Origin of the sequence: Bacillus sp. ISL-35 (assembly GCF_018613355.1) — a bacterium.
Classification (GTDB): domain Bacteria; phylum Bacillota; class Bacilli; order Bacillales; family Cytobacillaceae; genus Mesobacillus.
In genome coordinates this window covers 222725-238277 of the sequence record NZ_JAGGQK010000001.1, presented here as the reverse complement: position 1 = coordinate 238277, position 15553 = coordinate 222725, and the positions used below count along the sequence as shown (strand labels likewise).

Below are 15553 nucleotides of genomic sequence, written 5' to 3'. Positions count from 1 at the left end.
GACAGAACAGATGGATGAAATCAATGGTAAGGTTACAGAACTGGCGAATGTGATTCATTCCCTGAAAAACAATTCTCAGGAAATCCATCGAATCATTGAAATCATCACTGATATTTCTAACCAGACAAATTTATTGGCATTGAATGCAGCGATTGAAGCAGCAAGAGCCGGAGAGCATGGGAAAGGCTTTGGTGTCGTGGCTCAGGAAGTGCGTAAACTTGCCGAACAGTCAGCCGGAGCGGCAGACAGCATCCGCGCAATCCTTGAACAAACTGGAAAAGAAACAAACCAGGCAGTCAATGTGATGGATGAAAGCCAGGTGACTGTACAAAAAGGCAATGAACTTGTCGGGAAAGTGGCAGACATCTTCACTGAAATAGCTCAATCGATCGAGGAAGTCGGCTTGAAGGGAGACACTGTCAGCAGCGCTGTCATGAGTGCGAATGAAAAGATCGAATTCATGGCCCAGTCAGCAAACGACGTCATTACCGCATCTTCAAATTCCGCACAGTTCCTCGAGCAGGTAGCAGCTACCACAGAGGAACAAAACGCAACCATGCAAGAGCTGTTGGAATCATCGAGCAAATTGTCCAGCATGGCCGAGGACCTGAGAAAGTCATTCTCCAGCTTTAAACTATAAACGAAAACAAGCTGACCCGCGGGGGCCAGCTTGTTTTCATATCACGCACTAGCTATGTAATTCCTGTTTTTGAATCTTCATATAGTCCTTAATCTCTTTGATTCCCTCAAGTGACTGAATCAGGGTTTCCGGATCAATGACCATGATCATCCGTTTCTCAAAATTGGCGATGCCTGTGATGAATTTAGTATTGCGGTATGCGATCAGACCTGGCTGTTTTAAGTTTTCCTGAGGTATCTCAAGGATTTCCTTCGCATCCCTGACCAGGACACCCAATGAGATATCCGTTGTCTCCAGTACGATCAGCCTCGTCTTGTCATCGGCTTTAATATCCCGATTATAGAGAACTTTTTCCAAATCGATGACCGGAATCAAATCTCCCCTTACCTTCGTGATCCCGGTAACATAATCAGGCATATGCGGAATCGCAGTCATCCCTTCCATTTTTTCAATCGATATGACGAAAAGAATCGGAAAAGCGTATTCTTCGTTCCCTGCCTGGAACACAACCGTCTTAGTACTTTCAGCCATTGGAGTACACTTCCTTTATTTAAAGTTCTATCCTTATGTAATAATAGATTATTATGGTTGCGTGGTGAATGATTAGGTAGATCATTCCAAGTATTATATCGGATTCTTTCGTTTCATCTTTAGGGCTATTGACAAAAGAGGTCGACTAATGGACATTTTGAGAGCCACTTCTCTCCGAAATGTCTATTAAAACACATTTCTTGGACATTTTGACGCTCGCCCCTCTTCAAAATGTCTATTAAGATCTGTCTGTTCGTATAACAAAGGGCTTCCCCCTGCAGGAAAGCCCTTTGTTCCTCATTATTGTGCTGCTACTTCTTGAATCAAAGCGATGACCATTTCGGCGAGCTTCTCCAGCTCTTCGATAGGCATTCTTTCGTTTGTTGTGTGGATTTCTTCATATCCTACAGCCAGGTTGACTGTCGGTATACCAAAGCCGGCAATGACGTTTGCGTCGCTGCCGCCGCCGCTGTGGAGCAATTCGGAGCTTCTGCCGATTTTTGCGGCAGCTTTTTTAGCCAGTTCCACAACCAGGTCACCTTCGCCAAATTTGAAGCCTGGGTACATGACCTGGACATCAACTTCTGCTTTGCCGCCCATTTCCTGTGCAGCTGATTCGAATGCTTCCTTCATTTTCGCCACTTGCGCTTCCATCTTTTCAGGGATAAGGGAACGGGCTTCAGCAAGGATTTCTGCACGGTCGGCAACGATGTTTGTCTGCGTTCCGCCCTGGAAACGGCCAATGTTTGCAGTTGTTTCTTCATCAATGCGGCCAAGCGGCATTCTGGAAACTGCTTTGGCTGCAATCGTGATTGCGGATACCCCTTTTTCAGGAGCAACACCAGCGTGTGCAGTTTTGCCATGGATGACAGCCGACACTTTCGCCTGTGTAGGTGCTGCAACAATGATGTTTCCAACCTTGCCGTCACTGTCAAGTGCATATCCATATTTCGCTTTTACCAGAGAAGAATCCAGTGCCTTGGCACCAACAAGTCCTGATTCTTCCCCGACTGTAATGATGAACTGGATTGTTCCATGAGGAATGGATTGTTCTTTCAGGACACGGATTGTTTCAAGCATGACTGAAAGTCCCGTTTTGTCATCCGCACCAAGAATCGTTGTTCCATCTGTTACGACATATCCATCTTTGATGGATGGCTTTACTCCCTTAGCCGGTACGACTGTATCCATATGGGAAGTGAAGTAGATGGTATCGACACCTTCTTTTGTCCCTTTCAATGTACAGATCAGGTTTCCCGCACCATGCCCTGTTTGCGCCGTTGTATCATCCTCGAATACTTCCACTCCGAGGTCCTCAAATTTTTGCTTGAGAACGCGGGCGATTTCTGTTTCATACTTTGTTTCAGAATCAATTTGGACAAGCTCTAAAAACTCATTCAGTAAACGTTCGTTATTAATCATCAAAGCCTACCTCCAATTATGTATATACTACTTGAGTATAACGCTAATTGAATGGCAACACCAAATCCAAAATCTTATAGCGGAATGTTGCCATGCTTTTTGCCCGGCCGATCTTCTTTCTTTGTCCGGAGCATCTCAAGTGACTGAATCAGTTTGATCCGTGTATCACGCGGATCAATGACGTCATCGACCATTCCCTGGCTGGCAGCGACATATGGATTCGCAAATTTTTCACGATACTCATCGATTTTTTGCTGTCTTGTCTGTTCAGGATTTTCGCTGTTCTGGATTTCCTTCGCGAAAATAATATTCGCGGCTCCCTGCGGCCCCATAACCGCGATTTCGGCATTTGGCCATGCAAAAACAAGATCTGCTCCAATCGATTTACTGTTCAGGGCAACATATGCTCCGCCGTATGCTTTCCGTAAAATAACGGTCAGCTTAGGAACAGTCGCTTCTGAATAGGCGTAAAGGATTTTCGCGCCGTGGCGGATGATGCCGCCATGCTCCTGCTTGATTCCAGGGAAAAATCCTGTCACATCTTCAAATGTGATAATCGGGATATTGAAAGAATCGCAGAATCTGATGAATCGAGACGCTTTATCGGAAGAATCAATATCAAGTCCTCCTGCCATCACCTTTGGCTGGTTGCAGACAAGGCCGACAACTTCCCCTTTGATTCTCGCAAGTCCAATCACGATGTTCTTGGCAAAGTCCTTCTGGATTTCCAGGAACGAACCGGCATCGACAACCTGCTCGATTACCTTTCGTACATCATATGGCCTGACAGCATCGAATGGGATCACGTCTGTCAGGTCCGGACGGTAATCTTCCTCCTCGTCCGCTTCGAGGCGCGGCGGCTTCTCTTCATAGTTTTGCGGGAGATAGCTTAGCAGCAACCTTACCTGCTCCAATGTTTCTTCTTCCGACTGGCCATGGAAATGAGCGTTGCCGCTGATTGTATTATGTACGATAGCCCCGCCTAAATCCTCAGCGGAGATTTTTTCTCCTGTCACGGTTTCAATTACTTTAGGTCCAGTGATAAACATTTGGCTAGTTTTTTCAACCATGAACACAAAATCAGTGATCGCCGGTGAATACACCGCTCCACCTGCACAAGGTCCCATGATTACCGAAATCTGGGGAATCACACCTGAGTAAATGGAATTGCGGTAAAAGATCTGCCCGTAGCCATCGAGAGAAACTACGCCCTCCTGGATTCTTGCTCCGCCGGAATCATTCAGACCGACAAATGGAGCGCCATTCTTGGCGGCAAGATCCATCACATTAGCGATTTTCTTTGCATGCATTTCACCTAAAGCACCGCCGAAAACGGTGAAATCCTGTGAAAATAAATAAATCGGCCTGCCGTTGACCTTTCCGTAACCAGTGACAACTCCATCCCCTGGTCCCTTTTGATTCTCTAGCCCAAAATCGGTGCTGCGATGCTGGATGAAAGGATTCAATTCAACAAAGCTGCCTGGATCGACAAGCAGTTCAATTCGTTCACGGGCTGTCAGCTTGCCTTTTTCATGCTGCTTTTCAATCCGGTCGTCACCGCCGCCCAATTCAATTTCCCTGCGCCTATCATATAGTTCATTGATTTTTTCATAGATGTCTGGCATTTTATTCAGCCTCCCTGTTTTTCTCGCAAAGTTCGTATAAAATGCTTCCGGTAGATTTTGGGTGCATGAATGCCACAAGCGCTCCTCCTGCACCTTTCTTCGGAACATCCTGGATCATCTTGATGCCGTTTTTCTTCATATCATCAATTCTTTCCTGGATCGATTCCACACCAAGGGCAACATGGTGGATTCCCTCGCCGCGCTTCTCAATAAAACGGGCAATCGCGCTTTCCTCCGATTGCGGCTCGAGAAGTTCAAGCTTCGTTTCTCCTGCTTTCAGGAAAGCCACTTTCACCTTTTCGCTGTCTACTTCCTCGATTCCCAGTAATGGCAGTTTTAGCACGTCTGTATAAAATGGGAGGGCATGCTCAAGAGATTTGACAGCAATGCCGATATGGTCAACCTTTTTTATCATGAATTTCCCTCCAAATATTATTTAAATATATTTAACCGTTTTAATATTCGACAAAAATGTCACAAATCCTTCTTATTTAGATAGATAAGAGAGGTATTTCAGAAATTATCATTGTCTACACTATCACAATATCTTTAAAAGTTGCTGCAAATGCATAGACAAAGGGGTTGTTGAAAAGTTTCTGGCAATGTAAAATAATAGAGGTAGAATGCGAAAGTTCGAAGGGGGATTTCTTTCATGCGGAAACCGAATATCAGAAAGGTAGTAGTTTACGTTATGCTTTTTACTATGCTGGCTTCGACCCTTCTAATGGGATTGGCTACCTTCCTATAATGATAAAATAAGCAAAGGGCTGTCAGATGACAGCCCTTAATTTTTTTCACTTATCGCCCCATGCTCCTGTCCTAACTGGATAAAGCTTTTCGATGAGGATGTTATAAGGATTTTTGTTCCTAATGGGATGAAATCATATAAAGATTCAATGGCCTCGTTCTGCAGCCTGACACAGCCTTCCGATACTTTCCTGCCGATACTTGAAGGGTCATTTGTTCCATGTATTCCATATGTCCGGCCATCTGTGTTTTCGGCGTCAAAGCCAATCCATCTGCTGCCCAGCGGATTTTTAGGGTCACCCCCCGGAATATCCTTCTTGCGATAATACGGTTCAGTAGCTTTGACTGTTACTGTGAAAAGCCCTTCAGGCGTCAGGTCCTCTGATTTGCCTGTTGCTGCGCTGACAACCGTCTGCACTCTGTTCTCATTGATTAAAGCGACCTCGTTCGTTTTTTTATTCACAATCACAAATGGGTCCCCGGGCAGCGGATTTGTTCCCAACGGCCAGACAGGCGAAAAGATGAAAACTGCAAGAAGCATGGAAATTAACACCGGCATGCTGATCCCTCCGTTGTCTTTTTCCGTTAGTTTGCCACGGCAGGCTGACTTTTATCCTTGCCTGTATTCAGACCTTTAAATGACCTTTTCAACAAAAGGAACTGTTCCATTTCATTGACGAAATGAAGCAGGGCGGCCCTCGCCTCGAATTCCTCCCTTGATTTCGGCAGCTCCATATTTTCAAATTCGGCTTTCATCCTTAACAATTTTTCCAGGTAAAATAATACCGTATTACCCGGGTGGATTCCTTTAGCCAAATCCTCGATAAATCCCGCGACCATATTAGCCTGCTCCACGTGCTGAGGAATCGAGGTGATCGAAGGCAGCACCCGTTCAATGATTTCGAATTGCTTTTCTCTTATTTTAAAATACTGATAATACAAGTTCTCATCTCTTAAGATATTGTTTTCAACATCCTGGATTGCCAGGCTTTTTGCTTTTTCAATCAGCACGGCAGTCTCTGTCAGCTCCCTGCCATCCCAGCTGGAATCATTATTTCTAAGGTATTTGGCAATTTCGCTGAAAATTTTCTTGAACTGGGCCTCAATTTCTCTTTGGTACTGCTCGAGCTTGTAATCGACACTCGGCATATAAAGATTCATAATCAACGCTACCCCTATCCCAATCGTGATGATTCCCAATTCGTTCAATAAAAGACCGCCTGTTACTTTTCCCGCAGAGTATATATGCATGATGATGACACTGCTGGATACGACTCCCTCTTTTGCCCTGAACATGACGACGGTTGGGATGAAAAATAACAGCAGCAGTCCAATCACAACCGGATGGTAGGCAATGCCCTCAAAAAACACCGCAGAGAAGCCCATCGCAATGATGCAGGCAAGAAACCGGTGCCATGATGCCTGCAGCGACCTCTTTTTTGTCACCTGGATACAGAGGATCGTCAGGATGCCTGCCGAAACGTAATTCTCGAAGCCCAAAAGCTGGGCAATGACGATGGAAAGTGCCGTACCAAGTGCTGTTTTTAAAGTCCGATAACCAATTCTGAATTTCACCGTATTTTCTCCTATCAATCAAACTTATACTTATACTTATACTGGACCAGCTAAAGCGAAAGCGAGTCCGTTCCGTCTCATTTCTGATCCTCTCAAACCAAATAAAAAGATGATCATACCATTCAAGATATGATCATCCATAGTTTATCAGATACGTCATCGTTTATAAAAGCAAGCCGCAGGGACTTACAGCATTTTTTCAAGAAACTCTTTTGCCCTGCTGCTCTTCGGACTGCTGAAGAATTCTGCTGGTGGAGCATCTTCCACCAGTACACCGCCATCGAGGAATAGAACGCGGTCAGCCACTTCACGTGCGAAGCCCATTTCATGGGTGACAATGGCCATGGTCATGCCGGTATGAGCCAGGGACTTCATGACCTCCAGTACCTCTTTGACCATTTCCGGATCCAGTGCGGAAGTAGGCTCATCGAACAGCATAACTTCAGGGTTCATCGCAAGCGCCCGGGCGATCGCAACACGCTGTTTTTGGCCACCTGACAATCTGTTCGGATATTCGTTTGCTTTTTCGGAGAGCCCTACTTTTTTAAGAAGTTCAAGACCATGCTTTTCTGCTTCTGCCTTACCTATGCTTTTAACCTTTATTGGTGCATAAGTGATGTTTTGCAGCACTGTCATATGCGGGAACAGATGAAAGTGCTGGAACACCATCCCGACATTTTCACGGACTTTCATGATGTTCGTTTTTTTATCGGTAATATCATCAGCGCCTATCAGGATCTGTCCGCTTGTCGGCTGCTCAAGTAAATTCAGGCAGCGTAGGAACGTTGACTTCCCAGACCCCGAAGGCCCGACGATGGCAACGACCTCTCCGTTCTCGATTGTCGTTGAGATTCCTTTTAAAACTTCAAGCTTGCCAAATGATTTTTGAAGATTTTGTACTTTAATCACTTTGTCTCATTCTCCTTTCAACTAGCTTCCCGATGAATGTCAAGGAGATGACCATGAGATAATAGATCAGGCCGGCAAAAATCATCGGCTCGAAAAATCTGTACTGCTCTCCGCCGACAATATACGCTCTCCGCATAATATCATTTGCAGCAATGACCGTTACAATTGCTGATTCCTTCGTCAGGGTGATGAATTCATTCATCAATGCAGGCAGGATATTTTTCAATGCCTGAGGCAGGATGATGTCCCGCATCATTCGATTGCCAGGCACACCAAGAGCCATCGCTGCTTCTTTCTGTCCTTTATCAACAGCTAAAATTCCAGCGCGGATAATTTCCGAAATATACGCAGCCGAATTTAATGAAAAAGAAGCGACGGCAGCTGTATAGGAAGAAATCTCAAAGCCGATGATCTGCGGAGCCCCGTAATAAATAATCATCAATTGCAAGATCAGCGGTGTCCCGCGGAAGATGGAAGTATAAACGTCTGCGAACCAATGGAGCGCCTTGTATTTGCTGATTTTAAAGATTGCTAGAATAATACCAAATGCAAAGCCCAGGAGCCCTGCTACCAAAACTATTTTTAGTGTGACGCCGATTCCCTTCAAAATATATGGCAACGAAGGAAGGATGGCGGTAAAATCAAGATCCATTTTTTTAACAGCCCTCTCTGTCTATTTCATGAAGGAGAAAGGCGCCCAGAAGACATGAGCATCTGAACGCCTGTTTTGCTTCTTACTTTTCTCCGCCAAACCATTTAACGATCAATTTGTCTACTTCACCGTTCTCCATCTTTTCTTTCAGAACCTTGTTGAATTCCTCGGTCAGTTTGCTTCCTTTAGGGAACGCGATTGCTGAACCAGCTTCTTCTTCGCTTCCGTCTTCAAGCGTGAAACCTTCAAGGTCTGGATTATTGTCGAAGTAGCCTTTTGCTACTGTATCTTCAATAATCGCCGCATCGATACGTCCAGCTTTGATTTCCTGGACCAACTCAGGGATTCTTGTACGTTTCTCAATTTTGATATCCACTGTTTCCGCAATTTTTTCAGCTTCTTCTTCCTGGATGGATGATAGCTGGACACCAACAGTCTTTCCTTTCAGGTCTTCAATCGATTTGATCTTGCTGTCCTTCGCAGAAACGATCATATGCTGTGCCGTATAGTAAACATCAGTGAAGTCCACGTTCTCTTTACGCTCTGGAGTTGGAGTCATGCCTGCCATGACAAAGTCAACGCGGTCTGCCTGGATTGCACCAATAAGGCCGTTAAAATCCATATCCTTGATTTCAATTTCGTATCCTAACTCGTTTGCGATCAGATTGGCTAAATCTACGTCAAAACCAATTATTTCATCGCTTTTTGCTGTTTCCACATATTCAAATGGCGGGTAGTCAGCTGAAGTTCCCATTTTAAGGACTTTCTTTTCTTCACCGCCGCTGCCTGAAGTTTTTTCAGAGCTTGTCCCACATGCAGCAAGGACTCCCATAATTAACATGCTGATCATTAAGATTGATAATGCCTTTTTCACTTTGTTTTCCCCCTATAATGTTCATACTGTAATTTTTATACAATTTAACTAATATATTAGTTAGCAATCTATTTTTTCTAAGTGATCGAACTAATAATTATTAACTAAAATGAATTTTAACACATATCTATAAATATGCAATAATATTTTTAAATATAAATAAAGAAGTTTTTTCAGACAAAAAAAGAACCCCGAAAAACCGGGGTTCTTTAACATTTATACTTCTTCGCAATATTCTTCGAAAGCATCCTGCAGTTTATTCACTACTTGCATTGGATCGTGGCCTTCGATTTCGTGGCGCTCGATCATCCTGCAAAGCTTTCCATCCTTTAAAAGTGCGAAGGAAGGAGATGAAGGCGGAAATCCAGTGAAATAGCTGCGTGCCTTTTCTGTTGCTTCTTTATCCTGTCCTGCAAAAACAGTAACAATTTGGTCAGGGCGCTTATCGTAGTGAAGAGAATGCGCTGCAGCTGGGCGGGCGATGCCCCCGGCACATCCGCAAACGGAATTCACCATTACTAGTGTCGTACCCTCTTTGGCCAAAGCCTGTTCTACTTCTTCGCTAGTGGTCAGTTCTGTATATCCAGCTGCCACGATTTCCTGGCGTGCCTGACGGACAACATCATTCATGAAAAAATTAAAATCCATGCTCATTGATCAATCTCTCCTCTGCTGGGAATTAACTAGTACATAATTAATGATACCAATTAAAATAAATTTTTCAAAGTATGTTTAACTGCCCTGAAATCCGGGAAAGGTAACAATACAGCTAGATCCATACCCCTAAACTCCCTAGATGAAGGACAACGGCATATTCCGTTGTCCGCTTTTTTTGCTCAGGAACAAAAAGCGTAAGCGCCTCGTTAAGCCCCGACAAGCGCTGGAGGGCCGACCGGTGAAGTCGTTCTTTGACTTCATTGGGCGGACCGAAACCGAAAAGTATAGCCGACTGTTCAGAAACGCAGAAACTGGAGACTCCGACAAAGAAGCGCTTTTTGCTTCTGCCGGCGGAGTTGAAGTTTCGGAGTTTCTAGGAGGCGACACTAGACAAGCGACTCGAGGGGCTAGGCGCTGGAGCTAGATTAAGAAAACTACATGTAGTTTTCGACACCTAACCAATTTTATAATTTCCTAAACAATTACGAAAAGCTATCCAGAATAGGACAGCTTATTTTTTCGCTTTGAAAAAGGCTTTAAATAACTCATCGACTCCTGAGGCGACTGGCCTGTTTCCTGAAATCACTTCGTTTTCTATTATCGGCAGCAAACTTTTGATCGCAGGATGATGAAAAAAATTCATCTGAAGCTGGTCGATGATCATATCATTCAGCCATTCCTTTGTCTGGGATCTTCTTCTTTCCTCAAAAATCCCGCTTTCCTTTGTAAGGCTCGAGAAGTCCGAAATCATTTTCCATATCTCGTCGTTCCCTTTATCATACAGCGCAGAACTCGTTAAAGCGGTCGTTTGCCAACCCTTCGTTGCCGGCTGCAGGAAATGAAGAATCCTATTATATTCTTCTTTTGTCTTTTTGGCAGCCTGTTCATTTTGACCATCTGCTTTATTGACAATAACCGAATCCGCAAGTTCCATGATTCCTTTTTTCATGCCCTGGAGTTCGTCACCTGCACCCGTGAGGACAAGCAGCATGAAGAAATCGACCATATCCCTGACTATGACTTCGCTCTGTCCGACACCGACCGTTTCAACCAGGATGACATCAAAGCCTGCTGCTTCACAGACAAGCATTGTTTCCCTCGTTTTACGGTGTACACCCCCAAGTTTCCCTCCGGATGGGGAGGGACGGATGAAGGCCCGCGGATTTCTCGCAAGCTTTTCCATCCTTGTCTTATCTCCTAGGATGCTTCCACCTGTCAAGCTTGAGGTAGGGTCCACAGCGAGTACTGCAACCTTGTGTCCCAGCTCGCACAGATAGCTGCCGAAGCTTTCGATAAAGGTGCTCTTCCCAGCTCCCGGGACACCTGTGATGCCAATCCTGATGGATTTTCCCGATACAGGAAGGAGTCTTTGCAAAAGAGATTGGGCATATTGAAAATCATGCTCCGCGTTGCTTTCAATCAAAGTGATTCCTTTTGCCAGTGCCGTCCTGTTCCCGTTCATGATTTCAGCTGCAAGAGAATCCGGGTCTATTTTACGGGCTACTGTTTTTTTTACGAAACGTCCTGTTTTTACAGTGAGTTCATTACCATGACCATTCCCTGATACTCCCGGCTTCACGGTGCTTGAAAAGGAATCAGCCTTCCCCGGGTCAAACCATTCAGGCTTTTTTTCGTCCTTCATTAGTGGGACACTTCCTCATAGCCCAAGCGCTCATAAATTGTCCGCAACACTTTTTGGGCTGCAACCGGAATGATCGTTCCAGGCCCAAAAATTGCGCTGGCTCCATTGTCATATAAAAACCGGTAGTCCTGAGCAGGGATGACTCCGCCGACTATGACCACAATGTCTTCACGTCCAAGCTTCTTCAGCTCATTTACAAGCTGGGGCAATAGCGTTTTATGCCCAGCTGCCAGAGAGCTGATCCCTATGGCGTGAACATCGTTTTCCACTGCCTGGATGGCTGTTTCTTCAGGTGTCTGGAAAAGCGGTCCGATATCGACATCAAAGCCTAAGTCTGCAAAAGCGGTTGAAATGACTTTAGCACCCCGGTCATGGCCATCCTGCCCCATCTTGGCAATCATGATTCGCGGTCTGCGCCCTTCATTTTCGAGGAACTCTGCCGTCATTTGCTGTACTTCGGAAATCTCTTCTTCATTCGTGAAAGCTGCACTGTATACCCCGCTTACTGACCGGATGACTGCTTTATGCCTTCCTGCCGCTTTTTCGATGGCATCTGAAATCTCTCCCAGTGTCGCCCTTGCCCGTGCGGCTCTTACTGCATACTCGAGTAGATTGCCTTCACCAGTTTCGGCCACAGCAGCCAGATCATTCAAAGCGGATTCTACTTTTTCATCATCACGATTTTCTTTCAGCTGCTTCAGCCTTTCGATCTGTTTCGCGCGCACGGCGGAGTTATCGATATCGAGGATTTCAAGCGGATCCTCCTGATCAAGCCTGTATTTATTCACCCCGATAATTGTTTCTTTACTAGAGTCAATCTGGGCCTGGCGTCTTGCAGCTGCTTCTTCAATGCGCATCTTCGGCAAACCCGTTTCGATCGCTTTAGCCATACCGCCAAGATTTTCAATCTCTTCGATATGCTCCCAAGCTCTCTCAATCAGCGCGTCTGTCAGACTTTCAACATAATAGCTTCCTGCCCATGGATCGATCACTTTTGTTATCCCGGTCTCTTCCTGCAAAAATAATTGTGTGTTGCGGGCAATGCGGGCAGAGAAATCCGTTGGCAGCGCGATCGCTTCATCAAGAGCATTGGTGTGCAAGGATTGTGTGTGGCCCATCGCCGCGGCATGTGCCTCCACCAATGTACGGATTACGTTATTATATGGGTCCTGCTCGGTCAGGCTCCATCCCGATGTCTGTGAATGTGTCCTCAATGCCATTGACTTTTCATTTTTCGGATTGAAAGTCTTGATCATTTTTGCCCAAATAAATCTTGCTGCCCTCATTTTGGCAACTTCCATGAAATAGTTCATGCCGATCGCCCAGAAGAAACTTAATCTCGGAGCGAATGAATCGATATCAATGCCGGCTTTCAAGCCTGTCCGCACATATTCAAGGCCATCTGCCAGCGTGTAGGCTAATTCAATATCTGCCGGTGCTCCAGCTTCCTGCATATGATAGCCAGAAATACTGATTGAATTGAATTTAGGCATGTATTTGGATGTGTACTCGAAAATATCAGCGATGATTTTCATTGACATGTCAGGCGGGTAAATATAGGTGTTCCTGACCATGTACTCTTTCAGGATATCATTCTGGATCGTACCGGATAATTGATCCTGTGTTACTCCCTGTTCCTCGGCTGTCACAATAAAGAATGCCATGATCGGAAGGACAGCCCCGTTCATTGTCATTGACACAGACATCTGATCAAGCGGAATTCCATCAAACAGGATTTTCATATCGAGGATGGAGTCAATCGCGACACCAGCCTTTCCGACGTCACCTTCCACCCGCGGATGGTCTGAATCGTATCCCCTGTGGGTCGCAAGGTCAAAGGCAACAGACAAACCCTTTTGTCCCATCGCCAGGTTCCTTCTGTAAAATGCGTTGCTTTCTTCTGCAGTTGAAAAGCCTGCATACTGTCTTACCGTCCATGGACGGTTTACATACATCGCAGGATACGGTCCCCTTGTGTAAGGCGGCAAACCAGGCAGACCATCCAGATGGTTCGCAGACGCGAGATCTTCCTTTGTATACACGGCCTTCACTTTGATCTGTTCATTTGTTTCAAATAACAAGTCTTCGAGCTTTTCTTTTATATAAGAGTCAACCTGCTCCTTGCCTTCCTTTTTCTCATCAGCAAATATAGTGACTTTTGTAAAATCAGGCTTTTGCATTGGTTCCTACCTCCATTTCTTGAAGGATCGAAGATAGCGACTGGTATGCATTGCTTCTTACATGCAGGAAATCCTGGATTCCGGCAGTTTTCCACTCGCTTTCTTTTTCCTCCGGAATTCCTGCCAGATAAAGCTTTACATCATATTCCTTCTTGATTTCCAGCGCCAGCCCGGGACCGAATGAATTGTAGGAAGTCTGGTCCCCGCTGATGACAAATTGTTTTGCACTTGATGCTTTGATGAATTCCAGCGCTTCCTGAACTGTATGGATCTCGCCGCTCCTTAGCGCATGAATGCCGCCCGCTGATAAAAGACCAGAAATAAAATCCGCTCTTGGCTTGTGCTTTTTCAGCTGATTTAGGCAGATTAAGCCAACCACCGGACGCTGCCCCATTTTCTCCAGTCCATTTGCCCTGAATCTCAGTTTTTCAAACGGTTGTGATAAACGTTTGGATTCTAATGGCGCAAAGCTTTTTTCTATGTCTTCAAATCTTTTTAATAGAGAATCCTCTGACTCAATCATTTTCACGCTGTCCGCAAGCGTGCCTCCGAAATATTTACTATTTCTATCCTGTACTTCAGGCTGGCTGACAGCTTCTGATAGATTGGCATAAACATTTGTCCCGATGATGCTCTTTTTCCGATTGAAAATATCCTGTTCCCGGGCATCGGCCGTCTTTGCAATCTGTTCATGGAACCATCCGGACTTAAGAGCCTCATAAATCCCTCCCCTGCCATCCAGCTCAAGGAACAGATCCCACGCCTTTTCAGCTAGTTCATTAGTCAAGGATTCGATATACCACGATCCTCCTGCAGGGTCAGCTACCTTTTCGAGATGTGCCTCGGATTTAAGGATCAGCTGTGTATTGCGGGCAACCCTTTCAGAGAAGGCACTAACTGTTCCTGCTGCTTCCTCGAAGCTTCCTGTGTGGAGATACTGTATGCCTCCCAGTACTGCAGCAAAGGCTTCATTCCCCACTCTGAGCATATTCACGTAAGGGTCAAAGATTGTTTTCGTGAACTTTGAAGTTTCAGCTGATACTACCATTCTTTGATCTTCTCGTTCAGCCCCGAATGCTTCTGCTATTTTACTCCAAAGGATCCTGGCAGCCCTAAGCTTGGCTGTTTCCATGAAGAAGTTCGAGCCTATTGCAAAGTGGAACACGAATTTTGATAACGCTTTCTTTAGATCCCATCCCTGGTCAAGCAGTTGCTGCAGCAGGTATACCCCGGTGGAAATGCCGGCAGCAAGTTCCTGAACCGCACTTGCACCGCTGTCATGATATGGGACAGTATTGGCGAGCACTGTTTTTAGTTGTGGCAATTGCTGGTCTGCTTCCTCCAGCACCTTTGCCCATTCTGCAAAAAATGCCTTTTCCTCTTTTGGAAGTCCCCCATTTTGGCCCGCGTCGGCAACAGGATCTGCGGCAACAAAACCCGAAACCTTACTTGAAGGCCCTGCCTCCTTGCAGGCAATTGACAATGCAGCAAGAAGCGGTGTTTGAAGCAATCCTGCATTCAAACTTAAAGGATAGTCATTTTTATAAGAAGCGAAGAATTCTGCCAATCCACGCTGGTCAGGGAACAAATCGGATTTTACCTCAAAGGAAATCGCTGTTTGTCCCTTGGTTAAGGCAGAGTCCATCTTTTCTTTAAGTTCCGGCAAATCGTTGTAAGAAAGGCGGTTCGCTATATGCCAGGATTCAGACTGGTATCCGTATGGATGGATGCCGCGCCTGTAGTCTGGTTCCCCAGGAAGAGCCCCAGCCAATTCATCCGGGAGATCATTTTTTGTGTAAAGCGGCTTAAGAGTGATATCTTCATATGTATGTGTATAAAGTGTTTCAATCGGCTTTCCTTTTAATGAAGCAGCAGCTTTCTTTTGCCAGTCTTCAAATGCCGCGTCCTTGAACGAGGCAGCCTTCATGTTCTCAATTGTCATAAACTTCACTGTCCAAAGTTCAGACAGCCTTCCCCCCTTCGCATGCAATTGTGATAAAATTCTAATTTTTATATTCCTCTTTTATTTTAGTATACGAATGCTATTCTAGCAACGAACGACCATTTCAGTTTTATCAATTTAACCTCCATAGGAAAAC

14 protein-coding genes and 1 pseudogene are annotated in these 15553 nt (G+C 45.2%); 2 read left to right on the top strand and 13 right to left on the bottom strand.

What is annotated here, in order from left to right; genetic code table 11:
* Positions 1–112: 112 nt before the first annotated feature.
* Positions 113–640, top strand: a pseudogene (locus J7E38_RS24400) (methyl-accepting chemotaxis protein); the annotation flags it as partial.
* A 48-nt stretch (positions 641–688) separates the two neighbouring features.
* On the opposite strand, the gene J7E38_RS01215 reads toward J7E38_RS24400, so the two are convergent.
* The 4 genes from J7E38_RS01215 to mce all read right to left on the bottom strand — a co-directional run bounded on the left by J7E38_RS01215 (position 689) and on the right by mce (position 4633).
* Positions 689–1171, bottom strand: a complete 483-nt coding sequence (locus J7E38_RS01215) for a chemotaxis protein CheW (protein ID WP_214704405.1) — start codon at positions 1169–1171, stop codon at positions 689–691.
* A 300-nt stretch (positions 1172–1471) separates the two neighbouring features.
* The gene (locus J7E38_RS01210) at positions 1472–2593 is read right to left on the bottom strand and encodes a tripeptidase T (protein WP_214704407.1); all 1122 of its coding nucleotides are present in this window, start codon (positions 2591–2593) and stop codon (positions 1472–1474) included.
* A gap of 74 nt (positions 2594–2667) precedes the next feature.
* Positions 2668–4218, bottom strand: coding sequence for an acyl-CoA carboxylase subunit beta (locus J7E38_RS01205; protein WP_214704409.1), 1551 nt, complete (start codon positions 4216–4218; stop codon positions 2668–2670).
* Position 4219: 1 nt separating this feature from the next.
* Positions 4220–4633, bottom strand: coding sequence for a methylmalonyl-CoA epimerase (gene mce, locus J7E38_RS01200; RefSeq protein ID WP_215038066.1), 414 nt, complete (start codon positions 4631–4633; stop codon positions 4220–4222).
* 237 nt (positions 4634–4870) lie between these two features.
* On the opposite strand from mce, the gene prli42 reads away from it, so the two are divergent.
* Positions 4871–4966, top strand: coding sequence for a stressosome-associated protein Prli42 (gene prli42 / locus J7E38_RS24020; protein ID WP_186326750.1), 96 nt, complete (start codon positions 4871–4873; stop codon positions 4964–4966).
* Between the two features lie 36 nt (positions 4967–5002).
* On the opposite strand, the gene J7E38_RS01190 is transcribed toward prli42, so the two are convergent.
* The 9 genes from J7E38_RS01190 to J7E38_RS01150 all read right to left on the bottom strand — a co-directional run bounded on the left by J7E38_RS01190 (position 5003) and on the right by J7E38_RS01150 (position 15396).
* Positions 5003–5524 carry a L,D-transpeptidase gene (locus tag J7E38_RS01190; protein ID WP_214704410.1) on the bottom strand — a complete coding sequence of 174 codons (522 nt, stop codon included), beginning with the start codon at positions 5522–5524 and terminating at the stop codon, positions 5003–5005.
* Positions 5525–5550: 26 nt separating this feature from the next.
* On the bottom strand, positions 5551–6540 hold the full coding sequence (locus J7E38_RS01185) for an aromatic acid exporter family protein (protein ID WP_214704411.1): 990 nt from the start codon (positions 6538–6540) through the stop codon (positions 5551–5553).
* Positions 6541–6726: 186 nt separating this feature from the next.
* The gene (locus J7E38_RS01180; RefSeq protein WP_214704412.1) at positions 6727–7449 is read right to left on the bottom strand and encodes an amino acid ABC transporter ATP-binding protein; all 723 of its coding nucleotides are present in this window, start codon (positions 7447–7449) and stop codon (positions 6727–6729) included.
* A complete protein-coding gene (locus J7E38_RS01175) occupies positions 7442–8101 on the bottom strand; it encodes an amino acid ABC transporter permease (protein WP_214704413.1) in 660 nt (219 codons plus the stop codon). The genes J7E38_RS01180 and J7E38_RS01175 overlap by 8 nt, the downstream gene beginning before the upstream one ends.
* An 82-nt stretch (positions 8102–8183) precedes the next feature.
* Positions 8184–8975, bottom strand: coding sequence for a transporter substrate-binding domain-containing protein (locus J7E38_RS01170; RefSeq protein ID WP_214704414.1), 792 nt, complete (start codon positions 8973–8975; stop codon positions 8184–8186).
* A 216-nt stretch (positions 8976–9191) separates the two neighbouring features.
* Entirely contained in the window at positions 9192–9629 is a 438-nt protein-coding gene (locus tag J7E38_RS01165; RefSeq protein WP_214704415.1) for a BrxA/BrxB family bacilliredoxin, read from the bottom strand.
* Positions 9630–10143: 514 nt separating this feature from the next.
* Positions 10144–11274: a methylmalonyl Co-A mutase-associated GTPase MeaB gene (gene meaB / locus J7E38_RS01160; RefSeq protein WP_214704416.1), complete on the bottom strand. Its 1131-nt coding sequence runs from the start codon at positions 11272–11274 to the stop codon at positions 10144–10146.
* Positions 11274–13454: a methylmalonyl-CoA mutase gene (gene scpA / locus J7E38_RS01155; RefSeq protein WP_214704418.1), complete on the bottom strand. Its 2181-nt coding sequence runs from the start codon at positions 13452–13454 to the stop codon at positions 11274–11276. Before scpA ends, meaB begins: the two co-directional genes overlap by 1 nt.
* Positions 13441–15396: a methylmalonyl-CoA mutase family protein gene (locus tag J7E38_RS01150; protein ID WP_214704420.1), complete on the bottom strand. Its 1956-nt coding sequence runs from the start codon at positions 15394–15396 to the stop codon at positions 13441–13443. The genes scpA and J7E38_RS01150 overlap by 14 nt, the downstream gene beginning before the upstream one ends.
* Positions 15397–15553: the final 157 nt, after the last annotated feature.

Bases quoted from the DNA above. Each gene is read 5' to 3' on its own strand.
- J7E38_RS01215 (WP_214704405.1), bottom strand. From the start codon at position 1,171: ATGGCTGAAAGTACTAAGACGGTTGTGTTCCAGGCAGGGAACGAAGAA.
- J7E38_RS01210 (WP_214704407.1), bottom strand. From the start codon at position 2,593: ATGATTAATAACGAACGTTTACTGAATGAGTTTTTAGAGCTTGTCCAA.
- J7E38_RS01205 (WP_214704409.1), bottom strand. From the start codon at position 4,218: ATGCCAGACATCTATGAAAAAATCAATGAACTATATGATAGGCGCAGG.
- mce (WP_215038066.1), bottom strand. From the start codon at position 4,633: ATGATAAAAAAGGTTGACCATATCGGCATTGCTGTCAAATCTCTTGAG.
- prli42 (WP_186326750.1), top strand. From the start codon at position 4,871: ATGCGGAAACCGAATATCAGAAAGGTAGTAGTTTACGTTATGCTTTTT.
- J7E38_RS01190 (WP_214704410.1), bottom strand. From the start codon at position 5,524: ATGCCGGTGTTAATTTCCATGCTTCTTGCAGTTTTCATCTTTTCGCCT.
- J7E38_RS01175 (WP_214704413.1), bottom strand. From the start codon at position 8,101: ATGGATCTTGATTTTACCGCCATCCTTCCTTCGTTGCCATATATTTTG.
- J7E38_RS01165 (WP_214704415.1), bottom strand. From the start codon at position 9,629: ATGAGCATGGATTTTAATTTTTTCATGAATGATGTTGTCCGTCAGGCA.
- meaB (WP_214704416.1), bottom strand. From the start codon at position 11,274: ATGAAGGACGAAAAAAAGCCTGAATGGTTTGACCCGGGGAAGGCTGAT.
- scpA (WP_214704418.1), bottom strand. From the start codon at position 13,454: ATGCAAAAGCCTGATTTTACAAAAGTCACTATATTTGCTGATGAGAAA.
- J7E38_RS01150 (WP_214704420.1), bottom strand. From the start codon at position 15,396: ATGACAATTGAGAACATGAAGGCTGCCTCGTTCAAGGACGCGGCATTT.